Here is a 26,830-nt window from a genome sequence, read left to right as displayed (position 1 = left end):
TGCCCCGGCGGAAGGCGGCCGAATAGCCGACCGCTCCGCCGAGAAAGAATTGCCTAATCCTCTCGACATCAAAATAATGTGATAAGAATTGGATTGACGACGGTGTTGGGGAAGGACGAAGCGATGGAGATGAGCAACACCAGGATCGAGCATCAGCGCCTGCGCGAGGAAACCGCGCCCATTCGCGCGCGCATTCTGGACCGACTGGCGCAACTGCCTTGGGACGGCGTCCGTTACAATCATGCGATACCGGGTCTATCGCTCTATCGCATCGTCGCGCCGGCGGGGCCTTTCACCAGTGTCTCCGAGCCGATCGTCTCGATGATCGTCAAGGGCAGCAAGCGTGTCCATGTCGGCCAGAAAACGCTTGTCTACGATGAATCCTGCTTTTTCCTGAGCGCCGTCGGCCTGCCGATGACCGGCCATGTGTGCGAGGCAAGCGAGCGCGAACCCTACGTGGCCGCCGCTCTGCGTCTGGATCTCGAGAAGCTGCGGCGGATCATCGCCGACCATGACATACACTCTACCGACGCGCCCGATCGTGGGCTCGGTGTCGCTATCGGCGCCGGCACGCCGGAACTGTTCGATGCTCTGTTGCGATTGATTTCACTTGCGAACGCGCCCGAACACATCCCGTTTCTGGCCGGTCACATCGAAAATGAGATCCTCTATCGGCTGCTGACCAGCGAGCAAGGTCCGCAATTGCGGCGCTTCGCGCTTGCCGGCACCAACAGCAACCGCGTGGCAAAGGCGATCGCCTGGCTCAAGGAAAATTACGCGCGGCCGCTGCGCGTCGAGGAATTGGCGGAGATCGCGAATATGGGAGTCTCCACCCTACATCATCATTTCCGCGCCATGACCGCCATGAGCCCGTTGCAGTTCCAGAAGCATTTGAGACTGCATCACGCGCGCGAACTCATGCTTTCTCAGTCGCTCGACGCGGCAACGGCCGCCATGCGCGTCGGCTATGAGAGCCCGACCCAGTTCAGCCGGGAATATCGACGTGCCTTCGGCCATCCCCCGCTGCGTGACATCAAGGCGATCCTGAACTCCGACGATTCGAACAGGCGCGACTCCATCGGTTAGCGCTGCCGCCGCCAGGACACACCGGTTTGCCGGGCGAACCGTGGCGCTTTGCCCGATGATCACGATTGCGTTAGATCGACAGGAATAGGCAATAATCCGAGAGGATTGTACCTACCAAGGACATGGCATCGCCGCTTAAGCTGCTGCCCGCAATCTGGCGAACGTGGGCGTGGACGGCCTTGTCGGCGCATCCCGCTGCCACTCGCCACAACGCGAGGAAAGCAGCATGGTAACGGTTACGATCAACGGCGTTGAACACTCGGTCGACGCCGAGGCGGATATGCCGCTTCTCTGGGTGATCCGCGATCTCGTCGGATTGACGGGTACGAAATTCGGCTGCGGCATGGCGCAATGCGGCGCCTGCACGGTCTATGTCGACGGTTCGCCCGTCCGGTCCTGCCAGACCTTCATCGGCGACATCGAAGGCTCGCAGGTGACCACCATCGAGGGCCTCCAGAGCAAGGTCGCGGAAACGGTCCAGGCCGTCTGGGCCGATCTCGACGTGCCGCAATGCGGCTACTGCCAGTCGGGCCAGATCATGTCGGCAACCGATCTGCTTACGAACAATCCCAAGCCCAGCGATGCGGACATAGACTCGGCGATGTCGGGCAATCTCTGTCGTTGCGCCACCTACCATCGAATTCGTGCCGGCATTCACGAAGCCGCAAAGCGTCTGGAGGCGTAAGTCATGCTCCCCAAACTAATGCAAACGATCGCCCTCCCCGCAGCCCGCGTCGAGGCCTCGCGTCGGCAGTTCCTGCTCGGGGCGCTTGCTGCCGGGACCGGCATCGCGGTCGGCTTTCGCCTCCTCTCTGCCTCGCCAGCAGCCGCGAGCGAGACCGCCGAAGAGAGCCGTCCCCACGCTTTCTCCCCCTATGTAACGATCGATGGCGAGGGAAAGGTGACCGTCCTCTCGTCGCAGTTCGAGATGGGCCAGGGCTCCTATAACGGCATCGCCACGCTGGTGGCGGAGGAACTGGATGCCGATTGGTCGACCATCGAGGTCAAGGGGGCCGCGGGCAACATACCGGCCTACGGCAACATCGCCTTCGGCGGGACACTTCAGGCAACCGGAGGTTCGACCTCCATGGTGTCCTCGTGGGAGCGCTATCGCAAGGCGGGCGCTGCCGCCCGCGCGATGCTGGTCGCCGCCGCGGCCGCCGAGTGGGGTGTCGACGCGACGGAGATCACCGTCGAGAACGGCGTGCTTAGCCATCCCTCCGGCAAGAGCGGCGGCTTCGGGGAATTTGCCGCCAAGGCGGCGAGCATAGCGGTGCCGACCGACGTGAAGCTCAAGCAGCCGAGTGACTGGAAACTCATCGGCAATGCAGGACTGAAGCGTTTCGACAGCGCCCGCAAGGCTAACGGAACGGAGCAATACACGATCGACGTCAAGCTTCCAGGCATGCTGACGGCGGTGATGATCCATCCGCCTCTCTTCGGCGCGAAGGCGAAGTCCTTTGCTGCTTCGGCCGCACGCGCCGTCAAGGGCGTGATTGACGTCGTCGAAACACCGCGCGGCATTGCCGTCGTCGGCGACAACATGTGGGCAGCGCTCAAGGGGCGCGAGGCGGTCACTGTCGAGTGGGACGAGACCGCAGCGGAAAAGCGCGGAACGGCTGGGCTGATGTCTGCGTATCGCGACCTCGCCAAGAAGACGCCGGTGGCGATTGCGCGAAACGACGGCGACGCTGAAGCTCAATTCGCCAAGGCCGCGAAGGTCCTTGAGGCAAGCTTCGAGTTTCCCTATCTCGCGCATGCGGCAATGGAACCCTTGAACGCGGTCGCCCGTATGGACAATGACGGCACGCTCGAGATCTGGGGCGGGCATCAGTTTCCCGACGTGTACCAGAGGCTCGCAGGCGAGATTGCCGGAGTGCCCGCTGAAAAGGTGCGTCTGCACGTCATGAAGACCGGCGGCAGCTTTGGCCGGCGGGCCGTATTCGACGGCGATGTCGTCGTCGAGGCCGTGTATGTCGCCAAGGCCATCGGTTTCCGCGCGCCCGTGAAAGTCCAATGGACGAGGGAAAACGACATGCAGGCGGGCCGCTACCGCCCTGCCTATGTGCACAGCCTCAAGGCCGGTCTCGACGAGGGCGGCAGGCTCGTAGCCTGGCATAATCACATCGTCGGCCAGTCCATCATGGCGAAGACCGCGTTCGAAGGAATGGTCCAGAATGGGGTCGACCCGACCTCCGTCGAAGGGGCGAACAACCTGCCTTATGCCATTCCAAACCAGACGGTCGGCCTGACGACGACGGACGCCGGCGTTCCGGTTCTATGGTGGCGCTCGGTCGGCTCGACCCATACCGCCTTCGCCGCCGAAACCTTTCTCGATGAGGTGGCAGAGGCAGCGGGACGCGACCCGGTCGAGTTCCGTCTTTCGATGCTCGAACCGGAATCGCGCCACGCGATCGTCCTGAGGCTCGCGGCGGAAAAGGCAGAATGGGAGAAGCCGCTACCTCAAGGCCGCTTCCGCGGTGTTGCCGTCGCCGAAAGCTTCGGCTCGGTCGTGGCTCAGATTGCGGAGGTTTCGGCCGACGGGAATGGCGGGATCAAGGTCGAGCGGGTCGTCGCGGCAGTCGATTGCGGCCTGGCGATCAATCCGGACCAGGTCCGCGCCCAGGTGGAAGGCGGCATAGGTTTCGGGCTCAGCGCCATCCTGGGCGAGGAAATCACGCTCACCGACGGCAAGGTCGACCAAGGCAACTTCGACACCTATACCCCACTGAGGATCGATGCGATGCCAAAGGTGGAGGTGCACATCATCGCCTCCGCCAATCCGCCCTCGGGCATCGGCGAGCCCGGTGTTCCACCGATCGGCCCTGCAGTCGCGAACGCGGCCTACAGAGCGCTCGGCAAGCGGATCCGCGTCTTGCCGTTCGCAAGATCGCTCAACGCGTAATCTCTCAGGTCCGGCCGCGCGGCCCGGCCGGACCTGCCGCCTGCGCCCCGTCTATCTGGGGCTTGAATAGAACTGCAGCGTGAACACCGTGCCCGCGACTTCTTCGGCAAGTTCCTTAGAGAATTCCAACGGCGTGCAGTTCTGCACGGCTGCAATCGCGGCTGCGACGAATGCCTTGCGCTGCTCCCCGTCCCCGGAGACGCGGCTCGCGGTCGGTTGAGGCGGGCCCATCAGCGTGCCGTTGCCGCGGAAGGCGAATCTCAGCGTGACGAAGGAATCCTCGTAGCCGGCCGGCGGTGTCCAGCATTTGCCAAGCGCCGCCCCGAGATCGTCGACCGTGTTCAATGGCTCCGCACGAAGCTGACCCGTCGTCAAGACGACGAGAAGCGTGCCGGCGAAAGCCAGTTTTGCAACCATATACATGCCCACAACCCATCTCCAGATCGAGCGGCGAAACTAGCATATTCCCGACGTGACGCGGAAGAACTCGCCTGCCAAACAGACCAGCGCGCGCATGCGTTTGTTGGAACGTGGTCAGATCAGGCCGCGTTTGGCCAAATTGCGCATCAGGGTGGCCGTGCCGAAGGTCCAGGGCGGGCAGTCGGTCGAAAGCTGCACTCTGTTGACGAGGCTTCCGAGCGCTGGGCTCGAGATCGTCACTAGGTCATCGACTTTGTGCGTGAAGCCCTGCCCCGGTTCGCCGCGATCCTCGACGGGAGCGAAGAGCGTACCCATGAAGAGCATCAGACCATCCGGATATTGGTGATGCCGACCGATCGTCTGGCTGACGAGGTCGAGCGGGTCGCGGCTGATCTCGCGCATGGTGCTCGCGCCTTCAAGCCGGAAGCCGTCCGGCCCCTCGATTAGGAGATCGAGATCGGCTTCACGCACGTCGTCGATCGAATAGGTCTCGTCAAAGAGGCGGATGAACGGGCCGATCGAGCAGGAAGCATTGTTGTCCTTGGCTTTGCCTAGGAGCAGAGCCGAGCGGCCTTCGACGTCTCGCAGGTTGACGTCGTTGCCGAGTGTCGCACCCTTGACGCGACCGTCGGAAGCGACCGCCAGGACGATTTCCGGCTCCGGATTGTTCCAGCGCGAAATCGGATGCAGACCGACGGCGGCGCCCCAGCCGACGGAGGAAAGCGGCTGCGCCTTGGTGAAGACCTCGGCGTCGGGACCGATGCCGACTTCGAGATATTGCGACCAGACACCCTCCTCGATCAGCGCCGCCTTGACGCGTGCTGCCTCGGACGAGCCGGCCTTCAAGTTCCTGAGGCTGTCTCCGATGATCGCCGTCAGCCGTTCGCGAATGCCTTCGGCACGCGTGGCGTCTCCGGCAGCGCGCTCCTCGATGACGCGTTCGGTCATCGAACGGGCGAAGGTGACGCCGCAAGCCTTGATCGCCTGGAGATCGCAAGGGGCGAGCAGGTGGACCTCGCTCCTCGCCCTCGGCTCCGCCGCCGCCATTACGGCGCTAACAGGGGCGAGAATCTCGCCGGGGGCCGAGCGGGCGTAGGCTGCGGGGTCTTCGAGTTCGAGAAGGTCGCGCATTGTCGGCGTTCCCTTCGCGGTGATGTCGACCAACTGCCCCTGCCGGACGGTCACGAGGCTCGGTCCTTCGACATCCGGCCGCCAGACGCGCCCGACGAAAGTTCCGGTCCCAAAGCTATCAGTCATCACGTCTCCTCCCCTGCGCGCAGTTTTCCGTCGAAACGACAACCGCTTTTTGCAGTTGAAGTGCCTTCCTGTAAAGCACCTTCGAGCGAGAAGTTGCGCGCCGGGCATCCAATGCAACGGAACCTTGCAAGTTCTCCGGCGTTTAATATTTCATCGTGCGGCCTTCCGGCCGCAGCGATGTCGCAACTATACTTGCGATGGCACGGAAGTCCCTCCTTAAGTCCTTGCTGATTTAGGGATCCACGCGCGAAGATTGCTGGCGGGGACGAAGGCCCAGAAAGGATGTGTGCGATGAATCAGCACGAAGAAATCAAGGACAAACCGCCGCTCGATCCTGCGACAGGCCAACCGACCCCGCGGGCCCCCGAAGTGGAAACCAGATCGCGCCGCAGCAGCTGGCCATTGCTTATCATTCTCCTCGCGGGCCTTGTGCTCGCGCTTATCGCGTGGCTGCCTGCAGAGTTGACGAGGGATGCGGAGAACGAACCGGCCGCGCCTGGTCAATCGACGACGACCGCACCCACCGGCCAATCGGCACCGGGCGACCAGACGACGCCGCCGGCCGGCGAGGCGGCGACGCCCGCCGCCCCTGAGACGCAGCCGCAGACGCCGGCTCCGGCTCCGACTCCGACCACGCCGACACAGCCGCAGAGCACTCCAGCGCAATAGCCCTGAAGGGAGGCTCTCTTCCGAGCGGGACGACGTATGCACTCGCCATCCCGCTCTTGCGTGAGCGCTACAGCGCCGTGCATCTTTTCAGTCGCACAAACGTCGCTGTAGCACGTTGAACCGCTGCGTGTTTTCATCCTTAAATCGGTGCCGATCTAAGGAACATGCAGCAGGGGTCGGAGCATCCGAGTTCGCCGGCATGGATCAGATCGTTTCCGACATCCTCGTTACCACGCATACACCCTATCCGGTGATCTTCGCGCGTCTCTGCGGCGCCATCCTGCTCGGCGGGCTCATCGGCATCGAGCGGGAGAAGCGGCAACGCCCCGCGGGTCTCAGGACCCATATTCTCGTCAGCCTCGCTTCAGCGATCCTCGCAGTGATCGCCGTCGAAAGCGTGCATCAGACGGGCCTTTCCGGTCCCGAGGTACGCATCGATCCGATCCGCGTCGTGGAGGCGGTCACCGCGGGGGTGGCCTTTCTCGCGGCCGGCATGATCGTCTTTTCCAAGGGCGAGGTAAAAGGTCTGACGACCGGCGCCGGCATGTGGCTCGCCGGTGCAGCCGGGCTGTCGATCGGTTTCGGCTTATGGCTGATCGCCATCTTCGCCGCTTTGGCCAGCCTTGTGGTGCTTTTTGTTCTCGGAAAGCTCGAGGTCGCGCTGCATTGGAAGGAGCCGGAAGAGTCCTTCCAGGACAGCGCCGCCGAGCAGCGGGATAAAGACGCCGCAGCGCGGAGCGAAGCGGCTTCGGAGCGACGATAGCGGATCGAATGCGGACCGCGCAGGTCCGGGCGGGTTACGACAGTTCCGAAGCGGCCGCGGTCTCCGGACCGGCGGACGGGAGACCGCCTGCCCTGAATACCGGCGCCCGTCGCTGCAGCACATGGAGCGCGGCTATCGCCTTGCGAGCCTCGTCGGGCGTGGCGAACACCCGTCCATCCAGTGACCAGACGCTGTATTTGACGGCCACAAAACGCAGTTGACCATTGTCGGGGACCAGCGCGCCGACAGCCTCGCCGGCAAACTCTACCGTCTGCTTGCTCATCGTGTGTGGAACTCCTCCCTCGCCTGGGCAAACCCCGAGCGCGCCGAAAGTCGACTTCAGCCGCGGGAGAAACACTCGACCTCCCGTTTGGTTCCCGACCCGAGACAAAAAAAGGCGGCGACGCCGCCGTTCCGCGTCGATCGAATCCCGCCCTCCTCAGGCGAGGAAACGCTCCGGCCGATAGGGGGCGATGTCGATCACCGTCTTCTCGCCGGTCATCGACTCCGCGAGCGCGCGGCCGGTGACCGGGCCGAGGGTCATGCCGTGATGCGCGTGGCCGAAGGCGAACCAAAGGCCCTCGTGCCGCGGCGCCTTGCCGATGATCGGCATCATATCCGGCGTGCAGGGGCGTGCCCCCATCCACGGCTCCTCGTCTCGCCGCTCGGCAAGCGGGAAGAATTCGCGCGCGACCCGCTCCGCCCGGGTCAGTTGCACCGGCGTTTTCGGCGCGTCGCGCAGCGCGAATTCGGCGCCTGTCGTCAGGCGGATGCCGCGCAGCATCGGCGCCAGGAAATAGCCCATCTCGGCATCGAGCACCCAGTTGTTGAGCTGCGCGCCGTCCTTGGTGCCATAATGCATGTGATAGCCGCGCTTGACCGCTAGCGGAAAATGATAGCCGAGCTTGCGCGTCACCGTGTCGGCCCAGGGGCCGAGGGCGACGACGACCTCCCTGGTCTCCAGCGGACCCTCCGGTGTCGCCACGCGCCAGCCGGCCCCCTCGAGAATGTGTTCGAGGGTGGCCGCATCGCCGGAAACGAGCCGCCCGCCGAGCGATTGGAAATAGGAGAGATAAGCCTTGTTCAGGCTGTGCGGGTCGCGGATCGACCAAGGATCGGTCCAGCGCAGACCGCCGGCGAGCTCCACTTGGATCGACGGCTCGATCGTCTTGAGTTCGCTCGTCGAAAGCTTCTGGTGGTTGACGCCGAACCCGGCGGAGAGCCGTTCGGCATCCTTGTAGGCCGCATCGCGCTCCTTCTCCGTACGGAAAACCTTCATCCAGCCTTCCTTGCGAATGAGGTCACCGGTGCCCGAAGCCTCGATCAGATCCCTGTGTTCGGCAATCGAGTGCTCGATGAGGGGGGCGTAGAGATGCGCGATCCGCTGGTGCTGGGTGAATCCGGAATGCCACCAGTAGCGCACCAGGAACGGTACCAGTCCCGGTAGCGCACGGAAGTGATAGCTGGCGTCGATCGTATTGTTCAGCGCGTAGCGAAAAAGCGCCCCGAAATCATGCGGGAAGCCATAAGGGAAAACACCTTCGCGCTGAATGAGGCCGGCATTGCCGTAGGATGTCTCCTCCCCCGGGCCGCGACGGTCGAGAAGGACGACCGATTTTCCGCGCCGCGCCAGGTGGATGGCCGAGGAAATGCCGACAATGCCGGCGCCGAGAACCACTACGTCCGTCTTCATATGCGATCCCCCATTTGCTCGATCAACCGGTCGCCGATCATTTCTTCAGCTTGCTCATGATCTGCTCGAGCGATCCCAGGAGCAGAGCCGAGACGACGAAGGCAAGATGCATGATCGTCGCCCACATCAATTTCTCGCCCGTGTATTGCTGGGCGTTCAGGAAGATCTGCAGGAGGTGGATCGACGAGATCGCGACGATGGAGGAGGCAACCTTGATCTTCAGGCTGCCGGCGTCGAGCTTGCCGAGGAAAGAAACCTCGCCCTCACCTTCATCGAAGCGGCTGACGAAGTTCTCATAGCCGGAGATCATCACCATCACGATTAGGCTCGCCACCAGTGCCGCATCGATGAGCCCGAGCATCGCCAAGATCATCTCCGCGTCGTCGTAGACGAAGACAAGCCCGGCAACCTTCAGGAACTTGAATAGGAAGGAAACACCATAAAGCGCAAGTGCTGCGACCAATCCGAGATAGAAGATGACCAGAAGCCATCGGCTCGAGAGGATGATACGCTCGACGATAAGTTCCAGGGATTTCATGGGATACGGCTGTTCCTAACATAGAAAGGCGGGGGTATCCGCATGAATAGCCAAGCGGACCCGCCAGAGCAAGGGAACAGGATGTCGCCCCAACCGAAAGGGGTGAGCTCCGTGCTCACCCCTTCAACCGCGTGAATTCGTTAAGCCTACTTCGGCGAGACCACCGGGGAGGCCCTGTGGCCTCAGGTCCGGCGGATTAGACCCGCCACGAGCGAAATCACCAGAAGGACGAGAAACAGGAAGAACAGGACCTGCGCAATCCCAGCCGACGCACCGGCGATGCCGCCGAAACCGAGGATACCGGCTATGATTGCAATGACCAGAAACACGAGAGCATAGTAAAGCATCTGCTATCTCCTTGCCTCAGTTACCGAATCGGAAACGCGTGGCGGTCGGCCTTGTTCCGGAACCGGGCCGCTGGCGAATCGTGGCGGACATCTCTGGGATGTTTGCGCCAGCTCCGAAACCATTGATTAACCAAGAAAACTGGAAATCGGCGGGAACAGCAGCTCATGAGCAGGTCAGACAGGAACCTTCGACAGGCCCCGGCGTTGTCGGGAGGAAATGAAGATTCCGTCGCGACATATATGGAAAACGGTGAACGATATCCCCCGACACAGGGCGGATCGGTCGAACCAGAACCTGCATATCGGCAGAACGATGCGGGACCTCCAGCGGCATACCGAGGAAAAACACAATATGCGCCTTCAGGCTCTCCTGGAGCGCCTGGAGCAAACCGAACGCAAGATGCAAAATTGAATGGCGCCTGCCGGTCGAAAGCGGCGGCGACTTCGATCATGATGTGGACCCACGCTACGAGGCCGGCGATCAAGCGTTGAGCACCGGTGACCGGAGGGAGGCAAGAACGATGCGCGCGACGGTCCTATGGCGCGGAACAAAAGGCGCCAGTGGGCGTTTTGGCGACAATGACGAGCGCCGCGGCGGCGGCATCCGTGGGAGATAGGAATGCCAACCTTCGCGGCGCCTGCTACAATCATCTCGGCAATGGCGGGAACGCAGCGGGATGACGCCCGTCTCGGAGGCACGAGCTCTGCGCTTACCCGCGATTCCACCCCATCGTCGTCATTCCGGTCGGTCGCAAGTCCCGGTGGCCGGGCGGCACTGTTCGGCGTCTCCAGCAGTTCGGTAACCAAGTTCGGATAGGAACGCATCATGAAGAAGATACTTCTCGTCGCAAGCCTGATCCTTCCCCTGGCCGCCTGCACACAAACGGAAAGGGGCGCAGCAATCGGCGCCGCTTCCGGCGGTATAATCGGCGGGGCCATTTCGAACGACGTCAGGGGAGCTGCGGTCGGCGCTGCCGTCGGCGGCGTTGCCGGCGCTCTCATCGGCCGTGCGAGCGAGCCTGGCTACTGCGTCTACCGCGACCGCTACGGCCGCCGCTACACCGCCCGGTGCTGATTGCGGGCGTGGCTAACGCGGAAGCGGCATCGACCCGGTTACGGTAGCTCGGGTCACGGACTCCGGAGGGGAGCTGATCTCGGCGCGTTCGCGATCACTGTCGCTCCTGTCCGGGGTGCGTGCTGCCTTCACACCCCCCCGACGATCTACGCCCATGCATTTGCAGGAAAGGCAGCGGATATCGGCGCCAAGTGGCGGCATTTCAGCCGCGCTATCGTCGCTTCTCGGCCTCATCGAGGCGCTGCAGGAGGTCGATAAAATGCTGCGGCACAGGCTCGCTCTCCACCGCCTGATAAAGCGCCTTCAATTTCGAAGCAATTTGCGTGTGGGGATTTGTTTTTTCGGCGCGGCCGGCGGATGCGCCTCGCGCTCTGCGTCCACTGGAGGTTTCATTCATTTTCCGCTTCCGTGCGGCGGAGACCCGACACCCGCGCTCCCGGCCGCTCTCAATCCATTTTCCGTCATCCGATACTCGAGGATTTCCATAATCCAAAAGACGTGCTCAAAACTTTGACGTATCCTGCTGCATGCATCTTCAGCAGCACGAGACGATACGCACAATAGTTTAGGAAGGCCTAAATGTCACTTTCCACGAGGATTGCGCCCCACCTGCCCTATCTGCGCCGCTATGCCCGCTCCGTGACCGGCTCGCAGGCGGCCGGCGATGCCTATGTCGCGGCGGTGCTGGAAGCGCTGATCGACGACATCGGGCTCTTTCCGGCCGCCTCCAGCGATCGCATCGCCCTTTACAAGCTTTTCTGTTCCCTTTTCGGTAAGCTGAAGGTGGACTTGTCCCAGTTCACATCGCCGTTTGCTTGGGAGCAGAGGGCTGCGGCCAACCTGGCGATCATGGCGCCGCCGCGACGGCAGGCATTTCTGCTCGTCGCGCTCGAGGGGTTCTCGACCGGCGAAGCCGCCGAAATCATGGGGCTCGATCAAGGCGCCTTCTCCAAACTGCTCGCCAGCGCCTCGGAGGAGATTTCGCGCCAAGTGGCAACCGACGTGTTGATCATCGAGGACGAACCGCTGATCGCGATGGACATCGAGGATATGGTGAGGAGCCTCGGGCACCGGGTGACCGGGATTGCGCGCACGCGCGCCGAAGCGCTCGATCTCTACCGCGCAACGTCGCCGAAGATGGTTCTCGCCGACATCCAACTTGCCGACGGCAGTTCCGGCATCGACGCCGTCAACGACATCCTCACGCAGGCTGCCGTTCCGGTCATCTTCATCACCGCTTTTCCGGAACGGCTCCTGACCGGCAAGAAGCCGGAACCCGCCTTCCTGGTGACCAAGCCCTTCAACCCGGAAACGGTGAAAGCGCTGATCAGCCAGGCTCTCTTCTTTGACGAACAGGCGCACGCGGGGGGCTGATAAGGCCCCCTTCCTTATCGCGCCCTACTGCATGTGTCCTTAAATCGTAACGATTTAAGGACGAAAACATGCAGCAATTCAAAGTGCTACAGCGTCCTTTGTGCGTCCGAAAAGACGCACGCGCTGTAGCCATGGTTTGCGCTTTCCGGCGTCAGCCGGGCAACTGCCGTTCCGCTGGGGCCTCGACTACCTGCTCAAAAATGGTCATTGCGATCAGCGAAAGGGGAAAAGCGAGTATCGCCCCGACGGCACCCCACATCCACGTCCAGAATATGATCGCGACGAAAACCAGAAATGGATTGATGGCGAAGCGGTGGCCAAGGACCGCCGGCACCAGCAGGTTTTCCATGGCGAGATGAACGAAGAAGAAAGCGACAGCCGGCGCGAGCGCAAAGAGCAGCGCGTCGTGCGTCATCAATCCGGCAACGAGCAATGACAGAGTCATGAAGGTGACGCCGAGATAGGGAATGAAACTCGAAACAAAAGCGAAGAGGCCCCAAAGCGGCGGCACCGCCAGCCCTCCGATCAGCGCGATCACCATGGTCAACGCGCCGAGCGCCAGGTAGATGAGGCTAGCCGTCGAGAAATAGCGCGCAAGCGCGTCTTCTAGCGCGTTCATGATCCGGATCGCGCTCAAGCGACCGTCGCGGCTGGCAAAGGCAAGAATGATAGTGCTGCGCAACTGGACACGGCCAAGCAGAAACAGGACAAGCGCAGCAAGGAAGATCAATGTCTGGACCAGGGCCGGCGTGAGGCTTGCCGCTACCGCCCCAAGCAGCGGCCCCGCATTCTTGACGATGGCGTCGGCAAGCGCTTCCTCACCGTTGCCGCGAGCAAGCGCTATGTCCAGCCATTCAAAACGCTTCAGATATGGCAGTATCCGCTCCATAAGACCTTCGGCGAGCCGCGGCGCCTCGCGTGCGACGTCCGTCACTGGGCCGAGCAGAGCATTTGTCAGGGACAAAAGACCTACCACGAAGAAGAAGGCTAGCAACAGACCGCCGAATATGGGGGGAAGACCGAACCGCTCCAATTCGTCGGCTGCCCTGCCGAGAACGATACCGATGATGACCGCAAAGGCGATCGGCATCAGGATCGCTTCCATTGCGTAGACGGCTGCCGATAAGGCTAAGACAAAGAGGCCGACGATGCTCCAGGTAAGCAGCGGGTCAACGCCAGCGCGTTTGCGCGGTTTCGATGCCTCCGCCAGGGCAATTTCCCTCTCCGCCTCGCGCTTGCGTCGGCGGTCAACCGTTGTTCGCCTCGCTATGTCCATCGGCACCTACCTTTCGGGTGGTCCCTTCCGCATTTCGCATGGCGTCCGCCTCGGACGCGACACGGACGCGGGACGCGCCGCGCATCGGTGGGCCGCGTCGCGCCCCCTGCTCAATGTTTCTCGGGCGGGAATATGTGGAGCGTGACGGAAAGCAATCCCAACCCCACAAGGATCATCAGCAATGTGAATGCCACGCCTTCCGTCGTCTGCGGGAAAAGGCCCAGACCGACCACCACCGCAGCAAGCACCAAGACGCAAAGCCGCGGCAGCCAGTAGAGCATGTTTCATCCTCCAAGTGCGACCGATAAACGCTCTATCGGGGAGAATCGTTCCTGCACCACCGATCTCAGGCGAAAGCAGAACGCCGCCGGCATTTTCGGCCGGCGGCGTGAACGAGAAGGCTCGGTCTTCTTGCGTCAGAGGCTCGAACGCGACGGCTCAGAGCGAGATGAGGAGGTGGGCCGATTCGGCCCGATCATCGCGATCTAGACGGCGGCCGTCACGATGACTTCGACGAGATATTCCGGTGTTGCGAGCTTTGCTTCGCCGGTCGCACGGGCGGGCGTGTGCCCTTGGGGCACCCAGGCGTCCCACACGGAGTTCATCTTGGCGAAGTCCGCCATATCGGCAAGCCAGATCGTCGCGGAGAGGATGCGCGTCTTGTCGGTGCCGGCGAGCGCGAGCAGCCGATCGACCTCCGCCAGCGCCTGCTTCGTCTGGGTGACGACGTCGTCGCCGGCATTGCCCACCTGGCCGGCCAGGTAGACCGTGTTGTTGTAGACCACGGCCTGGCTCATCCGCGGGCCGGTTTCAAAGCGCTTGATTTCCATAATCGTCATCCTGGTGTTGAGCCGAACAAGAATTTGCCGGCCATAGCGACTGGCTGCGCCAAGTTCATTGGCGGCGAGGAAGCTCTACACGACTACGGTGAGAACTCCAATAAGCCGCAGGTGAGGGTCAATGTCGGTTGCAGAAGGGCGGCGCTGCCGTCTGGCGGAGACCGGACGGCAGCAGAAGCCTGAGCCGCTCACGCGGCATTCTTCCGGGCAAGCCGGGCCTTGATGCTCGCGACGTCCGCCCGCGGCGTAGCAGCGAACAAGGTCTTGGTGTAGCTGTGCTGCGGATTGGAAAACACCTCGTCCCGGCTGCCATATTCGACGGCCTCACCGTAGTACATCACCATGACGTCATCGGCGATGTAACGCACCACCGAGAGGTCGTGACTGATGAAGACATAGGTAAGCTTGAATTCGTCCTGAAGGTCGGCGAGCAGGTTCAGGACCTGCGCCTGGACGGAAAGATCGAGCGCCGAAACGGGTTCATCCAGCACCAGGAGCTTCGGGTTCAGCATCAAAGCGCGCGCGATGGCGATGCGCTGGCGCTGACCGCCGGAGAACATGTGCGGATAGCGGTTGTAGTGCTTCTCCTCCAGGCCCACCTTCTTCAGCATCGTCATCGCCCGATCGCGACGCTCGCTCGCCGGTATTTTGGTGTTGATGACGAGCGGCTCGGCGAGGATATCGCCGATCTTCTGGCGCGGATTGAGGGAACCATAGGGATTCTGGAAGACGATCTGCACCTTGCGGCGCATCTCCGGCGTCAGCCCCTCGCGAGCGATGTCGACTTTCCGGCCGTCGATCAACAGCTCTCCCGCGGTCGCCGGGTCGATGAGCGTAATGATACGCCCGAGCGTCGACTTGCCGCAGCCGCTCTCGCCGACGATCGCGAGTGTCTTGCCCTCGTCGACCGTGAAGCTGACGCCCTTCAGCGCATGAACGGTGCGCGCCTTGCGGAACAGGTTGCCGGGAATGTGGTAGTCGCGCACCAGGTTGCGGGCTTCGAGAACGTGGGTCATCGAGCGGCTCCCTCGAGCATCTGCTGGTCCTTGAAAAGTTCGGAGATTGTCGGCAGGCGGTCACCGGTCGCATTCTCAGGGAGGGCTGCGAGAAGCGCGCGCGTGTAGTTGCTCTTCGGCGATTCGAAGAGCGACAGCACATCCGCCTCCTCGATCTTGCGACCCTTGTATTGGACGATGACGCGATCCGCCGTTTCCGCGACCACGCCCATGTTGTGCGTGATCATGATCAGGCCCATGCGGTACTCCTGCTGCAGTTTCATCAGAAGGTCGAGGATCTGCTTCTGGATGGTCACATCGAGCGCGGTCGTCGGCTCATCCGCAATGAGCAACTTCGGATTGCAGGCGAGCGCAATGGCGATCATCACGCGCTGGCACTGTCCGCCCGACATCTGATGCGGAAAATGGCTGAGGCGCTCGGTCGGATCGGGAATGCCAACGGCCTCGAAAAGCTCGATTGCGCGCTTGCGCCGTGCCGCCCGGTCGAGGCCCATATGAATGCGCAGCACTTCCTCTATCTGGAACCCGACGGTGAAGCAGGGATTGAGGCTTGCGATCGGTTCCTGAAAGATCATGGCGATATCCTTGCCGATGATCTTGCGGCGGTCGGCCGAGGACATTTTCAAGAGATCCCGCCCGTTGAAGGTGAGCTTGTCCGCCGTCACCGTCGCGGTCCAAGGCAGAAGCCCCATCGCGGCGAGCATGGACACGGATTTGCCCGATCCCGATTCTCCGACGATCGCCAGGACTTCGCCCTCATCGACCTTGAGCGAGACGCCGTCGACTGCCCGGAACGGCCCTGTCGCGGTCTGGAATTCGACGACGAGATTTTCAATTTCGAGAAGCGCCATGTCAGGACCTCTTCAGCTTGGGGTCGAGAGCATCACGCAGGCCATCGCCCATCAGATTGATCGCGAGAACGGTCGCGAGGATAGCGAGACCGGGGAGCGTGACGACCCACCAGGCACGCAAAATGAATTCGCGTGCTTCTGCCAGCATCGTCCCCCATTCCGGCGTCGGCGGCTGCGCGCCCATGCCGAGGAAGCCGAGCGCCGCGGCATCGAGGATCGCGTTCGAAAAGGACAGCGTCGCCTGAACGATGAGTGGCGCCATGCAGTTCGGCAGGATGGTCTTGAACATCAGCCTCAGGTGTCCGGCTCCGGCGACCTTTGCCGCCACGACGTAATCGCGCGTCTTTTCCGTCATTACGGCCGCTCGCGTCAGGCGAACGAAGTGCGGCTGGAAAACGAGGGCGATCGCGATCATCGCATTGGTGAGCCCCGGCCCAAGCACCGCCACGAGGACGAGCGCCAGCAAGAGCGACGGGAAGGCCAAGATGATGTCCATGATCCGCATGATGACGGTGTCGACCCACCCACGGAAATAGCCGGCAATCACCCCGACGAGGATGCCGCCGGTCAGAGACAAGGTGGTCACGATAACGCCGACGAACAGCGAGAAGCGCGTCCCATAGATGAGGCGGGAGAGCATGTCGCGGCCGACGGCATCGGTTCCGAGAAGGAACCCGACGCGACCGCCTTCCTGCCAGAAGGGCGGCAGCAACACCGACTCGCGGAACTGGATGGTCGGATCATGCGGTGCCACGAGCGGAGCGCAAATGGCGAGAACGACCAGGAACAGGAAGAAGAAGAGACCAATGACGGCGCCGCGGTTCTCCGAAAAATAGAACCAGAATTCGGCGAGCCTCGCGCGGCGGGACGGATCGGTCGATATGGGGCTTGTTGCGGTAACTTCGGTCATATCGCCTTCCTCAATGCCGGATACGAGGGTTGATCAGGCCGTAGAGCAGGTCCACGGCCAGGTTCACCAACATGATGACGCCGGCGATGATCAAGAGCCCGCCCTGGATGACGGCATAGTCGCGCCGGAACACTGAATCGACCATCCATTTACCGATGCCCGGCCAGGAGAAGATCGTCTCTGTCAGGATGGCGCCTGCCAGCATCACGCCGATCTGCAGTCCGATGGTGGTGACGACCGGGATCATTGCATTGCGGAGCGCGTGGATGCCGACCACGCGGAAAGTCGGGAGCCCCTTGGCGCGTGCGGTTCGGACATAATCCTCAGAAAGCACCTCCAGCATCGCAGAGCGCGTCTGGCGCGCAATGACGGCGAGCGGAATGGTCCCGAGCACGATCGTCGGCAGAACGAGGTGATTGAGGGCCGACTGGAACGCCCCCGCCTGTCCCGACAACAGCGAATCGATCAGCATGAAGCCGGTGACCGAAGGGAAGAAGAACATCAGCGAAATGCGTCCGGAGACTGGGGTCCACTGCAAGATGCCGGAAACGACGATGATCAGCAGCAGGCCCCACCAGAAGATCGGCATCGAGAAGCCGACGAGCGCCGTGCCCATGATGATCTGGTCGAAGATGGAGCCGCGCTTGATTGCCGCGATGACGCCGGCGGGGATGCCGACGATGACGGCAAAGAGGATGGCGCAGAGCGAAAGCTCGACCGTCGCCGGGAAGAGCTCCAGGAACTGATCGATCACCGGCTCCTTGGTGACGATCGATACCCCGAAATCGCCCTGAAGAACGCCCCAGAGATAATCAAGATACTGCACGACGATCGGGCGATCGAAACCCAGCTGGTGAGAAATTTCGGCGTGCCGCTCCGGCGACATCACCCGTTCGCCGGAAAGCAGCGCCACCGGATCGCCAGGAAGCAGGCGGATGAAGGAAAAGGCGATGATGGAGACCCCGATGAAGGTCGGGATCAACACGGCCAGGCGCGCCAGGAAAAATCGGAACATAGTCAAACCTCATGCCTCGTGGCCGCGACTACGCTTGAGCGGCAGCACCGGCAAAAAGGAAGAGGGGCGCTCGCCCAACGGCAAACGCCCCCTTCGGGTCAGTCGATAAGATTACTCTACAATGTCAACGCCGTCGAAAGCAAAGTCGCCGAGCGGGCTCTGCACGAAGCCTTCGACATTCTTGCGCATCGGGACGATCGACAGCGAGTGGTCGATGGTTGCCCAGGGCGCTTCACGCTTAAAGACGACCTGTGCCTGTTCGTAGAGCTTGGTGCGCTCTGCAACGTCGGTCGCTTCCTTGGCCTTGGTGACCAGGTCATCGAATTCCTTGTTGCACCACTGCGCACGGTTGTTGCCGCCGACAGCGTCGCAACCGAGCAGAGTATCGAGGAAGTTGTCCGGATCACCATTGTCACCCGTCCAGCCGAGGATCACCGCACCGTCGCGGTCCTTGGCCTTCGACTTCTCGAGGTATTCGGCCCATTCGTAGGAGACGATTTCGACCTTGACGCCGATCTTGGCGAAGTCGGCCTGCATCAGCTCGGCGGCGCGACGGGCGTTCAGCATATACGGCCGCGCAACCGGCATCGCCCAGACCTTCATCGACAGGTCCTTGACGCCGGCATCCTCGAGCATCTTCTTGGCGACTTCCGGCTCGTAGGTGTCGTCTTCGATCTGCTCGTTATAGGACCACATCGTCGGCGGAATCGGGTTTGTCGCTGGCTGCGCCTGTCCCTGGAAAACGGCGTCGACGATCGCCTGCTTGTTGATCGCCTTGTTCAGCGCCTTGCGGACTTCAACCTTGTCGAAGGGAGGCTGGGTCGTGTTGTAGGCGAGATAGGCGACGTTGAGACCGGCCTGTTCCATCACCTTGAGGTTCGGATCGGCTTTCATCGCCTCGACGTCGGCCGCGTTCGGGTAGGGCATCAGATGGCATTCGCCGGCCTGCAGCTTCTGGAAGCGAACGGCTGCATCCGTGGTGATCGCGAATACCAGATCGTCGATCTTCTGCTTTCCGCCCCAATAATCCGGATGGGCCTTGTAACGGATGACCGCATCCTGCTGGTAGCCGACGAAGGCAAACGGACCCGTCCCGAGCGGCATCTGGTTGAGCTGGTTCATCTTGCCTTCGGCCTGCAGCTTATCGGCATACTCCTTCGAGATGATCGAAGCGAAGGGCATGGCAAGGTTGGCAAGGAACGGCGCTTCCTTGCGCTTCAGCTTGATCTTCACCGTCATGTCATCGACCTTCTCGATCGACTCGAGAACGTCCGGCAGACCCATGCCGGCGAAATATTCCCAGGAACCGCCGGTCACGTAGCCATGCCACGGATGGTCGGACTTCCACTGACGCTCGAGCGAGAAGATCACGTCGTCGGCGTTGAGTTCGCGGGTCGGCGTGAAGAATTCCGTCGTCTGGAACTTGACGCCCGGGCGGAGTTTGAAGGTGTATTCGAGACCGTCGTCGGAAATCGTCCAGCTTTCGGCGAGCCCAGGCTCGGTCTCGGTCGTGCCCTTCTTGAATTCCAGAAGGCGGTTGTAGACTGTGTGCGCGGCAGCGTCGAACGTCGTACCAGCGGTGTAGAGGCCGGGATCGAAGCCTTCCGGCGAACCTTCGGAGCAGTAGACGAATGTTTTCGACCAGGCGGTGCCGGCCATCAGCGTGGCGAGCGCCGTCGCTGCGAAGAGCGTAGTGAGCTTTTTCATGAGCTTGCTTCCCAGATTTGTTTTTTGTTCTCGTATTTTTCCTGACGCGGCATGAAATTGTCCATCCGGACAACGAACGGATGGAACGACATTTGGCGTCGCAATGCAATAAGTCGCTTCAGAAATTTGTCTAGGCGAAAAATTCTTCCACAAGTAGAGACTTGCGCCAGTTCGGCAAAAACGACAACGCGCGTGCAGAGCGACTGCACGCGCGTTCTCATACTGATCAGCGAGCTAATTCAGGCGGCCGAGGTCTGGGCGCGCGTCGTCTCCTCGAGGCCCAGCAGGAAGTTGATCTGCGGACGGGCCTTGACGAGATCGTCGATCGTGTAGCCTTGCAGCACCTCGAAGAAAGCGTTCAACGCTTTGCGCAGGGCCGCATTGAGGCCGCAGCTATCCACCAGCGGGCAGTCGATCTCGCCCGCTTCGAAGCACTCCGCCATCGCGAAGCTGTCCTCCGTCACCTTCACGACATCGAAAAGGCTGATCTCCGACGCAGGCCGCGGCAGGCGAACGCCGCCATTGCGGCCGCGTACTGTCTCGACGAGGCCCGCCTTCGTCAGCGGCTGCAGGATCTTGAACAGGAACAGTTCGGAAACGCCGTAGGCCCTGGCGATCTCAGGAATGCGACTGAGCTTCTCGCCGTTCGCAGCGCAGTACATCAGCATGCGAACTGCGTAGTTTGTTTGCTTCGTCAGACGCATCATTCACTCCGGAATCGAAAAATTCGTTTTTCATCATATAGGACGGATCACAGTTTGGAACAATTCCAAAAAACAGAAAAACATACGATCGCGGTCAACTTCACGGTTTGTCGTTGACTGGCAGCCAGGGAAGTAAGAAATATGACCGGCCCGGTTAAGTTATAAACATCTAACGGAGAGAACACCATGCGAGTCTCGAAAGCGATGATCGGCACCCTGTCGGCGGCGGCAGCGTTCCTTGCCTTCACGGCATCGGTCAGGGCGGACGGCGAGGTCAATATCTATTCCTACCGCCAGCCCGACCTCATCAAGCCGCTGCTGGACGCCTTCACCAAGGAGACCGGCATCACCACCAACGTCCTCTTCCTCGACAAGGGCCTCGTCGAGCGCATCCAGGCGGAAGGCGCGAACTCTCCAGCCGACGTCATCCTGACCGTCGACATCAGCCGCCTAACCGAGGCGAAGGACGCCGGGGTGACGCAGCCGCTCGTCAACGAGGAGATCAACAAGGATATCCCGGCGCATTTCCGCGATCCCGCCGGCAACTGGTTCGGTCTCACCACACGCGGACGCGTCGTCTACGCGTCGAAGGAGCGCGTGGCGCAGAACGATATCACCTATGAGGAACTCGCCGATCCGAAGTGGAAGGGCAAGGTCTGCACCCGCGATGGGCAGCACTCCTACAATATCGGCCTCTTCGCCTCGATGATCGCGCATCACGGCGAAGCCGAAACGGAGAAATGGCTGACGGGCCTCAGGAACAATCTCGCCAAGAAGCCGGACGGGGGCGACCGCGACCAGGCGAAAGCCATCTTCGCCGGCGAGTGCGATCTCGCGCTCGGCAACAGCTACTATGTCGGTCTGATGCTGACGAACGAGAAGGAGCCTCAGCAGAAGGAGTGGGCCTCGGCCATCAAGGTCCTGTTCCCGAACGCCAAGGACCGTGGCACGCATGTGAATATCTCCGGCATGGCGCTCGCGAAGAACGCTCCGAACAAGGAGAATGCGATCAAGCTGATGGAATTCCTCTCGGCCGGCGAAGCGCAGAAGATCTATGCCGAGCAGGTTTTCGAGTATCCGGTGCTGCCGGGCGCCGAACCGTCCGAAGTGGTCAAGTCCTTCGGTCCGATCAAGCCAGATACGCTGCCGCTCGCCGATATTGCGGCAAACCGCAAGAAGGCGTCGGAACTGGTCGACAAGGTCGGATACAACGACGGCCCGCAGGATTGAGCGGAGCAAATCTTAGGCAGGAAGCAGCGGGCCAGGTGCCCGCTGTTTTCGTTTGCACGACTATCGCTGCTGCGCCTGTAACTCGGCGATCAGATCCAGGATCGCCTGGCGCCGCTCGGGCGTGCCGGGATGCGTTGACAATATGCTGGTCTCGGAATGATCGCCGAGCTTCGTCTCGAGCAGTTGAAAGAAACGGACAATCGCCGTCGGGTCCCGGCCTGCCTTCATCATCAACTCAACCGAATGCCGGTCGGCTGCTTCCTCCGCAGAGCGCGAGTAGGAAAGCGACAGCAAGCCGGCGCCTTGGACGAGCACGTCTTCCGCCCCTGAACCGATATCGCCACCGACTAGCATGATCAGCCCGGCAACGCCGGCGGCACGGTAGATCTGCCGCAGGCTATGCTTCAATTCGACATGCCCGATTTCGTGGGCGAGCACGCCGACGATCATCTCGGCATCGTCGCCGGCGAGCGCTACGAGTTCATCGGTGACAATCAGGGTGCCGTCCGGCAGCGCGAAGGCATTGGGACCGATCGCTCCCCCCTTGCGAAAGTTGAGCGTGTAGCCTTCCTCCCCGCCGACAGAGAGCGCTGCGATATTCCGGAAACCCTCGATAATCCTGCGGCGGCGCACCTCGTCAAGCTCCGTGGCGTCAAGCATCGTCCGGTCAATCGCCTCTAGCGTACTCGCCGACATGATCCGCGGCACAATTGGCGGCGTAACGGCTACGGCGACTTCGACAAGAACGGGCAAGGCGAAGCGGTAGATCAACACGCCGAACAGGATGGTCGCCGCGACGAAGGCGATCAGCCGCGGTTGAAATCGCTCCATGCGGTGGACGAACCCTTCCCCGCCTCGTCCCTTCCGCGCAAGGAAACGATCGATCGCGTCATTGTCGGCTGTCTCGAATAGCGATCCGTCGGAGAAGGTGATCCGTCGCGGGACAGCGCCGACCCGCGCCGAAATCTCGACGGCCGACAGCTTGTCGCCGCTGAGTTCAGTGCCCGCTTCGTCGTGCGCGAGCAGGCGCTCTCCAGCCTCGGCGAGGGTTGAGGGCACCGAGCGGCTCGAACCGGCCGGATGCCATTCACCAAGTGCAATGACCGGATCGTCAGAAGCCAAAATCGAAACCTTCGAAATCAATGAACTCGGCGCCCACAGCTGAGGCCTGTTCTTCAATGTCGCTCATCAGCGTACCTACGACCCCAAAAATGGCGACGCCGGTCCGAGTCCATGTGTAACGCGCCATGCGCACCGCCGCCCAGGGGCGCATGAGGCCCAACGTCAAAATGGTGACAACGAAGTTCGAGATTGCGATCCAGGTGTAGCGCCCTCGCGACAAGCCGCTGAAGAATCTGTGGTTTCCGTCAAAGACAGTCGAATTCCAGACCGCATTGCGTACGGCAGCGCGGTAGAACAATGTAATAATGCCATAGAAGGCTATAAATCCGGCGTAGCTGGCACCAATAGAGAACCACAGCCATATCGTGTTTTCCGTCGACTGCCCCAGCGTCCCTGTCGCGCGCAATGTTCCCATCACAATCGCCGTGGCCAGGAGAGCGACTGCCAGTGCAAGCCCCAGACCGAGGAACAACCCGCGATAAAGCGGCGCAAGCGGCGGATCTGTCTGGAAGGCCCTTCCGCCAAAGCGCAGGTTTGATCCAACGTAACGACCAACCCACCGGCTGGCGAGCGGCGCCAGCAGCCCCAATGTGATGAGAGCGAGGAAACCGCCGAGGATAAGCGCCTTGAACGCACCACCTGCGCCACCCACAAAATCGAAGCGGACATTGCGATAGCTCGTCACGCGCGCATTGAAGCGCAACCCTCTCGCGACAAGCCAGGGCAACGCCGCGAGAAACACGACTGTTGGCAAGAGCACGAGCACCGGTGCGAGTGTGGCCACCACATTGAGCACCACCAGTGCTCCGATCACGATGGCTCGTCCGATGAGGATCTGCTTGCCCTTCGCATGATATTCAAAGGCACGGCCAAGCAACACGGTGTTGCCATAGAAGTACCTGTTGCGGCGAACCTTGGCCCAGGCGGAATAGATGCCGAGCGTGATGATCGTCAGCAGGATATTGACGATCCAGATACCGAAATATTCGCTGGCGCTGCCGGTGAAGGAAAGGCGCTGGAAATCCCGGTCCGCCGAGCGTCCAAAGCTGCCCTGGCCGACATTCTGCGCCGGCAACGGCTCAACCAAAGCCATGATATCCCCTCTACCAAACGGCCTCTCCCGATTACGGCAGGAAGGCGCACTCTGACCGTTCGAAGCTGTAGGCCTAGGCTGTTGCACATCCCCGAAGCGCCAGCCACACGCCGTGATACGCGCAATTATTCGTCGTCGGATCGCGTGCGACGTTAGTTGTATTTGCATCGCCATCGCAACAAAAAAGAGCCTCCCGAAGGAGGCTCCAAGTGGGGAGGATATCGTATCCCGTTTACCGCATGGTCGGGATCGAGAACTCCGCGCCGTCCTTGATGCCCGAAGGCCAACGCTCGGTGATGGTCTTCGTCCTGGTCCAAAACTTGATCGAGTCGGGGCCGTGCTGGTTGAGATCACCGAAGGACGAGGACTTCCAGCCGCCGAAGGAGTGGTAGGCGAGCGGCACCGGGATCGGAACGTTGACGCCGACCATGCCTATATTGATGCGCGAGGCGAAGTCGCGGGCGGCGTCACCGTCGCGGGTATAGATCGCGACGCCGTTGCCGTATTCGTGCTTCATCGGCAGCGACAGGGCCTCCTCGTAATTCTTCGCACGCACGACAGAGAGAACAGGCCCGAAGATTTCCGTCTTGTAGATGTCCATGTCCGGAGTGACGTGGTCGAAGAGGCAGCCGCCGATGAAGTGGCCGTTCTCGTAGCCCTGCAGCTTGAAATCGCGGCCGTCGACGACGAGCTTGGCGCCCTGCTCGATGCCGCTCTCGATCAGGCTCCTGATGCGCGCCTCTGCCTCCTTGGTGACGACCGGGCCCATATCGGCCTTTTCGTCCGTATAGGGACCGATGCGCAGGCTCTCGACCATCGGCACCAGCTTGTCGATGAGACGGTTCGCGGTTTCCTCGCCGACCGGAACAGCGACCGAGATCGCCATGCAGCGCTCGCCGGCGGAGCCGTAGCCCGCGCCGATCAGCGCGTTGGCGGCCTGGTCGAGATCGGCATCCGGCATGATGACCATATGGTTCTTGGCGCCGCCGAAGCACTGGGCGCGCTTACCGTTCATCGCCGCCGTGCCGTAGACGTAGCGGGCAATCGGGGTCGAGCCGACGAAGGAGACCGCGGCGATATCCGGATGCGTCAGGATAGCGTCGACCGCGCCCTTGTCGCCGTTGATGACGTTGAGGACGCCCGCCGGCAGGCCGGCCTCGATCATCAATTCGGCAAGGCGGATCGGTACGGACGGATCGCGCTCGGAGGGCTTCAGGATGAAGGCATTGCCGCAGGCGATCGCCGGGGCGAACATCCACATCGGGATCATGGCCGGGAAGTTGAACGGCGTGATCCCTGCGCCGATGCCGACCGGCTGGCGGATCGAATACATGTCGATGCCGGGGCCGGCGCCTTCGGTGAATTCGCTCTTCTGAAGATGCGGAATGCCGATGACGAATTCGCAGACTTCGAGGCCGCGAACGACATCGCCCTTGGCGTCGTCGATGGTCTTGCCGTGCTCGCGCGAGAGCATCTCGGCAAGTTCGTTGATGTTCTCGTTCAGGAGTTGGACGAACTTCATGAAGACGCGGGCGCGGCGCTGCGGGTTGGTGGCGGCCCACTTCGGCTGTGCGGCCTTCGCGCTTTCGACGGCGGCGGCCAGGTCCGCATCGCTCGCAAGCGCCACGGTGCCCTGAACTTCGCCCGTTGCCGGGTTGAAGATGTTGCTGACGCGTCCGCTCTTGCCGGCGACGCGCTTCCCGTCGATGAAATGACCGATTTCGTACATGGGTCTCCTCCTGTCTTGATCTTGAGCGCATGATCGCACTACGATTTCAACAAATCAATTTCCGAAATTCAGGAACCGTTGTGCGAAAATTAAAGCCCATTGGAGCATTGGCATGGACTGGGACGATGTCAGGGTGTTTCTCACGGTCGCGCGAACGGGCCAGATCCTCGCCGCTTCCAAAAGGCTCGGCCTCAACCATGCGACGCTCAGCCGGCGCGTGACGGCGCTCGAGGAAACGCTGAAAACGAGACTCCTCATCCGTCGCCCGAACGGCTGCGAACTGACCGCCGAGGGCGAGGTCTTCCTCGCCGCCGCCGAGCGCATGGAAACCGAAATGCTCGCCGCGCAATCGCAGATCGGGCGGATCGACACGGCGATTGCAGGCACGGTTCGCATCGGCGCGCCCGACGGCTTCGGCGTCTCCTTTCTGGCGCCGCGTCTTGGGGCGCTTACGGCGCGCCACCCGGAGCTGAAGCTCCAACTCGTTCCGGTTCCGCGTTCCTTCTCGCTGTCGCAGCGCGAGGCCGACATAGCGATCACCATCGAACGTCCGGAACAGGGCCGGCTCGTTTCATCCAAGCTTACCGATTATACACTCGGGCTTTACGCATCGGCAGATTATCTCGCCCGCCACGGCACGCCGAGAGTGATCGACGACCTCAAGAACCACCGCCGGATCGGCTATGTCGAGGACCTGATCTTCACGCCTTCGCTCAATTTCTCCGCGGAGATCATGCGAAGCTGGGACGCCTCCTTCGAGATATCCAGCGCCACCGGCCAAACCGAAGCCGTCCGCTCCAGCGCCGGAATCGGCATCCTGCACAACTATATCGCCCGGCAATATCCGGAACTTACCCGCCTCCTGCCCGAAACGACGATCCGCCGCGCCTATTGGACGACCTATCACGAAAGCGCCCGCGAGCTCGTGCGCGTGCGCACGGTCGTCTTATTCCTGCAGGAACTGGTGACGGCGGAGCAGCAGATATTCGTGTGAGATTTTAGGGAAAAAAATGGTACGGTTGGGTGGTCTCGAACCACCGACCTCAGGTGCCACAAACCTGCGCTCTAACCAACTGAGCTACAACCGCACTCGGTGCGCGACCCTAAGTCGCTTGGCGGCTCACATACGGTCACTTCGGCCGATTTGCAAGCCTTAAGTTCGGATTATCCAGCAAAAAGACCGGATGGCAAGCCATCCGGTCTGTGCATTG

Annotated in this window: 28 protein-coding genes and 1 tRNA gene; 9 read left to right on the top strand and 20 right to left on the bottom strand. The window is 61.7% G+C overall.

Translation table 11 applies throughout. From position 1 onward, the window contains the following. The first annotated feature begins 123 nt into the window (after positions 1–123). From AYK65_RS03660 to AYK65_RS03650, 3 genes are all read left to right on the top strand, one after another. Positions 124–1,086 carry an AraC family transcriptional regulator gene (locus tag AYK65_RS03660; RefSeq protein ID WP_167549651.1) on the top strand — a complete coding sequence of 321 codons (963 nt, stop codon included), beginning with the start codon at positions 124–126 and terminating at the stop codon, positions 1,084–1,086. A 226-nt stretch (positions 1,087–1,312) separates the two neighbouring features. Then, entirely contained in the window at positions 1,313–1,771 is a 459-nt protein-coding gene (locus tag AYK65_RS03655) for a (2Fe-2S)-binding protein (protein ID WP_046119755.1), read from the top strand. A gap of 3 nt (positions 1,772–1,774) precedes the next feature. Further along, positions 1,775–3,991 (top strand): xanthine dehydrogenase family protein molybdopterin-binding subunit, encoded by a 2,217-nt coding sequence (locus AYK65_RS03650; RefSeq protein WP_081157918.1) that lies wholly within the window; start codon positions 1,775–1,777, stop codon positions 3,989–3,991. A gap of 51 nt (positions 3,992–4,042) precedes the next feature. Here AYK65_RS03650 and AYK65_RS03645 read toward each other — a convergent pair whose 3' ends face one another. After that, a complete protein-coding gene (locus tag AYK65_RS03645; protein WP_373414011.1) occupies positions 4,043–4,408 on the bottom strand; it encodes a hypothetical protein in 366 nt (121 codons plus the stop codon). Positions 4,409–4,525: 117 nt separating this feature from the next. Then, positions 4,526–5,668 carry a fumarylacetoacetate hydrolase family protein gene (locus tag AYK65_RS03640; protein WP_046119757.1) on the bottom strand — a complete coding sequence of 381 codons (1,143 nt, stop codon included), beginning with the start codon at positions 5,666–5,668 and terminating at the stop codon, positions 4,526–4,528. A 282-nt stretch (positions 5,669–5,950) separates the two neighbouring features. Here AYK65_RS03640 and AYK65_RS03635 point away from each other — a divergent pair, with 282 nt between their 5' ends. Together AYK65_RS03635 and AYK65_RS03630 are read left to right on the top strand one after the other, a co-directional pair. After that, on the top strand, positions 5,951–6,337 hold the full coding sequence (locus tag AYK65_RS03635) for a hypothetical protein (protein ID WP_026613138.1): 387 nt from the start codon (positions 5,951–5,953) through the stop codon (positions 6,335–6,337). Positions 6,338–6,536: 199 nt separating this feature from the next. After that, complete coding sequence (locus AYK65_RS03630) at positions 6,537–7,100, top strand: MgtC/SapB family protein (protein WP_046119758.1); 564 nt, start codon at positions 6,537–6,539, stop codon at positions 7,098–7,100. Positions 7,101–7,134: 34 nt separating this feature from the next. Here AYK65_RS03630 and AYK65_RS03625 read toward each other — a convergent pair whose 3' ends face one another. From AYK65_RS03625 to AYK65_RS03610, 4 genes are all read right to left on the bottom strand, one after another. Then, positions 7,135–7,383: a hypothetical protein gene (locus AYK65_RS03625; RefSeq protein WP_026613140.1), complete on the bottom strand. Its 249-nt coding sequence runs from the start codon at positions 7,381–7,383 to the stop codon at positions 7,135–7,137. Positions 7,384–7,539: 156 nt separating this feature from the next. Further along, entirely contained in the window at positions 7,540–8,793 is a 1,254-nt protein-coding gene (locus AYK65_RS03620; protein ID WP_081157917.1) for an NAD(P)/FAD-dependent oxidoreductase, read from the bottom strand. Positions 8,794–8,830: 37 nt separating this feature from the next. Further along, positions 8,831–9,331, bottom strand: coding sequence for a TIGR00645 family protein (locus AYK65_RS03615; protein ID WP_077068061.1), 501 nt, complete (start codon positions 9,329–9,331; stop codon positions 8,831–8,833). Between the two features lie 182 nt (positions 9,332–9,513). Beyond that, positions 9,514–9,678 carry a DUF1328 domain-containing protein gene (locus tag AYK65_RS03610; protein ID WP_026613143.1) on the bottom strand — a complete coding sequence of 55 codons (165 nt, stop codon included), beginning with the start codon at positions 9,676–9,678 and terminating at the stop codon, positions 9,514–9,516. Between the two features lie 826 nt (positions 9,679–10,504). On the opposite strand from AYK65_RS03610, the gene AYK65_RS03600 reads away from it, so the two are divergent. After that, positions 10,505–10,753, top strand: a complete 249-nt coding sequence (locus tag AYK65_RS03600) for a YMGG-like glycine zipper-containing protein (protein WP_026613145.1) — start codon at positions 10,505–10,507, stop codon at positions 10,751–10,753. Positions 10,754–10,964: 211 nt separating this feature from the next. Here AYK65_RS03600 and AYK65_RS03595 read toward each other — a convergent pair whose 3' ends face one another. Beyond that, positions 10,965–11,150: a NepR family anti-sigma factor gene (locus tag AYK65_RS03595; protein WP_046119760.1), complete on the bottom strand. Its 186-nt coding sequence runs from the start codon at positions 11,148–11,150 to the stop codon at positions 10,965–10,967. A gap of 182 nt (positions 11,151–11,332) precedes the next feature. Here AYK65_RS03595 and AYK65_RS03590 point away from each other — a divergent pair, with 182 nt between their 5' ends. Continuing rightward, positions 11,333–12,127 (top strand): response regulator, encoded by a 795-nt coding sequence (locus AYK65_RS03590; RefSeq protein WP_026613147.1) that lies wholly within the window; start codon positions 11,333–11,335, stop codon positions 12,125–12,127. A 151-nt stretch (positions 12,128–12,278) separates the two neighbouring features. Here the strand turns inward: AYK65_RS03590 and AYK65_RS03585 are convergent, their stop codons facing one another. From AYK65_RS03585 to rirA, 9 genes are all read right to left on the bottom strand, one after another. Next, the gene (locus AYK65_RS03585; RefSeq protein WP_081157916.1) at positions 12,279–13,403 is read right to left on the bottom strand and encodes an AI-2E family transporter; all 1,125 of its coding nucleotides are present in this window, start codon (positions 13,401–13,403) and stop codon (positions 12,279–12,281) included. A gap of 110 nt (positions 13,404–13,513) precedes the next feature. Next, positions 13,514–13,684 (bottom strand): hypothetical protein, encoded by a 171-nt coding sequence (locus AYK65_RS31445; RefSeq protein ID WP_139793117.1) that lies wholly within the window; start codon positions 13,682–13,684, stop codon positions 13,514–13,516. Positions 13,685–13,888: 204 nt separating this feature from the next. After that, on the bottom strand, positions 13,889–14,233 hold the full coding sequence (locus AYK65_RS03575; protein WP_026613150.1) for a RidA family protein: 345 nt from the start codon (positions 14,231–14,233) through the stop codon (positions 13,889–13,891). Positions 14,234–14,430: 197 nt separating this feature from the next. Continuing rightward, a complete protein-coding gene (locus AYK65_RS03570; protein ID WP_026613151.1) occupies positions 14,431–15,258 on the bottom strand; it encodes an ABC transporter ATP-binding protein in 828 nt (275 codons plus the stop codon). Next, complete coding sequence (locus tag AYK65_RS03565; protein ID WP_081157915.1) at positions 15,255–16,109, bottom strand: ABC transporter ATP-binding protein; 855 nt, start codon at positions 16,107–16,109, stop codon at positions 15,255–15,257. The genes AYK65_RS03570 and AYK65_RS03565 overlap by 4 nt, the downstream gene beginning before the upstream one ends. Position 16,110: 1 nt before the next feature. Further along, positions 16,111–17,019 (bottom strand): ABC transporter permease subunit, encoded by a 909-nt coding sequence (locus AYK65_RS03560; RefSeq protein ID WP_026613152.1) that lies wholly within the window; start codon positions 17,017–17,019, stop codon positions 16,111–16,113. A 10-nt stretch (positions 17,020–17,029) separates the two neighbouring features. After that, a complete protein-coding gene (locus tag AYK65_RS03555) occupies positions 17,030–18,034 on the bottom strand; it encodes an ABC transporter permease subunit (RefSeq protein ID WP_026613153.1) in 1,005 nt (334 codons plus the stop codon). 111 nt (positions 18,035–18,145) lie between these two features. Next, complete coding sequence (locus AYK65_RS03550; protein WP_026613154.1) at positions 18,146–19,741, bottom strand: ABC transporter substrate-binding protein; 1,596 nt, start codon at positions 19,739–19,741, stop codon at positions 18,146–18,148. A gap of 239 nt (positions 19,742–19,980) precedes the next feature. Further along, the gene (gene rirA / locus AYK65_RS03545; protein WP_026613155.1) at positions 19,981–20,445 is read right to left on the bottom strand and encodes an iron-responsive transcriptional regulator RirA; all 465 of its coding nucleotides are present in this window, start codon (positions 20,443–20,445) and stop codon (positions 19,981–19,983) included. A 186-nt stretch (positions 20,446–20,631) separates the two neighbouring features. Here rirA and AYK65_RS03540 point away from each other — a divergent pair, with 186 nt between their 5' ends. Next, positions 20,632–21,675 (top strand): Fe(3+) ABC transporter substrate-binding protein, encoded by a 1,044-nt coding sequence (locus tag AYK65_RS03540; protein WP_026613156.1) that lies wholly within the window; start codon positions 20,632–20,634, stop codon positions 21,673–21,675. A gap of 60 nt (positions 21,676–21,735) precedes the next feature. On the opposite strand, the gene AYK65_RS03535 is transcribed toward AYK65_RS03540, so the two are convergent. The 3 genes from AYK65_RS03535 to AYK65_RS03525 all read right to left on the bottom strand — a co-directional run bounded on the left by AYK65_RS03535 (position 21,736) and on the right by AYK65_RS03525 (position 25,619). After that, complete coding sequence (locus tag AYK65_RS03535) at positions 21,736–22,797, bottom strand: M48 family metallopeptidase (RefSeq protein WP_046119762.1); 1,062 nt, start codon at positions 22,795–22,797, stop codon at positions 21,736–21,738. After that, positions 22,787–23,890, bottom strand: coding sequence for a YjgN family protein (locus AYK65_RS03530; RefSeq protein ID WP_046119763.1), 1,104 nt, complete (start codon positions 23,888–23,890; stop codon positions 22,787–22,789). Before AYK65_RS03530 ends, AYK65_RS03535 begins: the two co-directional genes overlap by 11 nt. Positions 23,891–24,122: 232 nt before the next feature. Further along, the gene (locus AYK65_RS03525; RefSeq protein WP_046119764.1) at positions 24,123–25,619 is read right to left on the bottom strand and encodes a CoA-acylating methylmalonate-semialdehyde dehydrogenase; all 1,497 of its coding nucleotides are present in this window, start codon (positions 25,617–25,619) and stop codon (positions 24,123–24,125) included. 112 nt (positions 25,620–25,731) lie between these two features. Between AYK65_RS03525 and AYK65_RS03520 the strand changes: the two genes are divergently transcribed. Next, complete coding sequence (locus AYK65_RS03520) at positions 25,732–26,613, top strand: LysR family transcriptional regulator (RefSeq protein ID WP_046119765.1); 882 nt, start codon at positions 25,732–25,734, stop codon at positions 26,611–26,613. 17 nt (positions 26,614–26,630) lie between these two features. Here the strand turns inward: AYK65_RS03520 and AYK65_RS03515 are convergent. Then, a tRNA-His gene (locus AYK65_RS03515) sits at positions 26,631–26,707 on the bottom strand. Between the last annotated feature and the right edge of the window lie 123 nt (positions 26,708–26,830).

Origin of the sequence: Ensifer aridi (assembly GCF_002078505.1) — a bacterium.
Classification (GTDB): domain Bacteria; phylum Pseudomonadota; class Alphaproteobacteria; order Rhizobiales; family Rhizobiaceae; genus Sinorhizobium; species Sinorhizobium aridi.
The sequence above is the reverse complement of the archived record's forward strand: the minus strand, read 5'-3'. Positions and strand labels throughout refer to the sequence as shown.

What these genes read in the sequence shown, in the direction of transcription:
- AYK65_RS03660 (WP_167549651.1), top strand. Translation starts at nt 124, where the DNA reads ATGGAGATGAGCAACACCAGGATCGAGCATCAGCGCCTGCGCGAGGAA.
- AYK65_RS03655 (WP_046119755.1), top strand. Translation starts at nt 1,313, where the DNA reads ATGGTAACGGTTACGATCAACGGCGTTGAACACTCGGTCGACGCCGAG.
- AYK65_RS03650 (WP_081157918.1), top strand. Translation starts at nt 1,775, where the DNA reads ATGCTCCCCAAACTAATGCAAACGATCGCCCTCCCCGCAGCCCGCGTC.
- AYK65_RS03645 (WP_373414011.1), bottom strand. Translation starts at nt 4,408, where the DNA reads ATGGTTGCAAAACTGGCTTTCGCCGGCACGCTTCTCGTCGTCTTGACG.
- AYK65_RS03640 (WP_046119757.1), bottom strand. Translation starts at nt 5,668, where the DNA reads ATGACTGATAGCTTTGGGACCGGAACTTTCGTCGGGCGCGTCTGGCGG.
- AYK65_RS03635 (WP_026613138.1), top strand. Translation starts at nt 5,951, where the DNA reads ATGTGTGCGATGAATCAGCACGAAGAAATCAAGGACAAACCGCCGCTC.
- AYK65_RS03630 (WP_046119758.1), top strand. Translation starts at nt 6,537, where the DNA reads ATGGATCAGATCGTTTCCGACATCCTCGTTACCACGCATACACCCTAT.
- AYK65_RS03625 (WP_026613140.1), bottom strand. Translation starts at nt 7,383, where the DNA reads ATGAGCAAGCAGACGGTAGAGTTTGCCGGCGAGGCTGTCGGCGCGCTG.
- AYK65_RS03620 (WP_081157917.1), bottom strand. Translation starts at nt 8,793, where the DNA reads ATGAAGACGGACGTAGTGGTTCTCGGCGCCGGCATTGTCGGCATTTCC.
- AYK65_RS03615 (WP_077068061.1), bottom strand. Translation starts at nt 9,331, where the DNA reads ATGAAATCCCTGGAACTTATCGTCGAGCGTATCATCCTCTCGAGCCGA.
- AYK65_RS03610 (WP_026613143.1), bottom strand. Translation starts at nt 9,678, where the DNA reads ATGCTTTACTATGCTCTCGTGTTTCTGGTCATTGCAATCATAGCCGGT.
- AYK65_RS03600 (WP_026613145.1), top strand. Translation starts at nt 10,505, where the DNA reads ATGAAGAAGATACTTCTCGTCGCAAGCCTGATCCTTCCCCTGGCCGCC.
- AYK65_RS03595 (WP_046119760.1), bottom strand. Translation starts at nt 11,150, where the DNA reads ATGAATGAAACCTCCAGTGGACGCAGAGCGCGAGGCGCATCCGCCGGC.
- AYK65_RS03590 (WP_026613147.1), top strand. Translation starts at nt 11,333, where the DNA reads ATGTCACTTTCCACGAGGATTGCGCCCCACCTGCCCTATCTGCGCCGC.
- AYK65_RS03585 (WP_081157916.1), bottom strand. Translation starts at nt 13,403, where the DNA reads ATGGACATAGCGAGGCGAACAACGGTTGACCGCCGACGCAAGCGCGAG.
- AYK65_RS31445 (WP_139793117.1), bottom strand. Translation starts at nt 13,684, where the DNA reads ATGCTCTACTGGCTGCCGCGGCTTTGCGTCTTGGTGCTTGCTGCGGTG.
- AYK65_RS03575 (WP_026613150.1), bottom strand. Translation starts at nt 14,233, where the DNA reads ATGGAAATCAAGCGCTTTGAAACCGGCCCGCGGATGAGCCAGGCCGTG.
- AYK65_RS03570 (WP_026613151.1), bottom strand. Translation starts at nt 15,258, where the DNA reads ATGACCCACGTTCTCGAAGCCCGCAACCTGGTGCGCGACTACCACATT.
- AYK65_RS03565 (WP_081157915.1), bottom strand. Translation starts at nt 16,109, where the DNA reads ATGGCGCTTCTCGAAATTGAAAATCTCGTCGTCGAATTCCAGACCGCG.
- AYK65_RS03560 (WP_026613152.1), bottom strand. Translation starts at nt 17,019, where the DNA reads ATGACCGAAGTTACCGCAACAAGCCCCATATCGACCGATCCGTCCCGC.
- AYK65_RS03555 (WP_026613153.1), bottom strand. Translation starts at nt 18,034, where the DNA reads ATGTTCCGATTTTTCCTGGCGCGCCTGGCCGTGTTGATCCCGACCTTC.
- AYK65_RS03550 (WP_026613154.1), bottom strand. Translation starts at nt 19,741, where the DNA reads ATGAAAAAGCTCACTACGCTCTTCGCAGCGACGGCGCTCGCCACGCTG.
- rirA (WP_026613155.1), bottom strand. Translation starts at nt 20,445, where the DNA reads ATGCGTCTGACGAAGCAAACAAACTACGCAGTTCGCATGCTGATGTAC.
- AYK65_RS03540 (WP_026613156.1), top strand. Translation starts at nt 20,632, where the DNA reads ATGCGAGTCTCGAAAGCGATGATCGGCACCCTGTCGGCGGCGGCAGCG.
- AYK65_RS03530 (WP_046119763.1), bottom strand. Translation starts at nt 23,890, where the DNA reads ATGGCTTTGGTTGAGCCGTTGCCGGCGCAGAATGTCGGCCAGGGCAGC.
- AYK65_RS03525 (WP_046119764.1), bottom strand. Translation starts at nt 25,619, where the DNA reads ATGTACGAAATCGGTCATTTCATCGACGGGAAGCGCGTCGCCGGCAAG.
- AYK65_RS03520 (WP_046119765.1), top strand. Translation starts at nt 25,732, where the DNA reads ATGGACTGGGACGATGTCAGGGTGTTTCTCACGGTCGCGCGAACGGGC.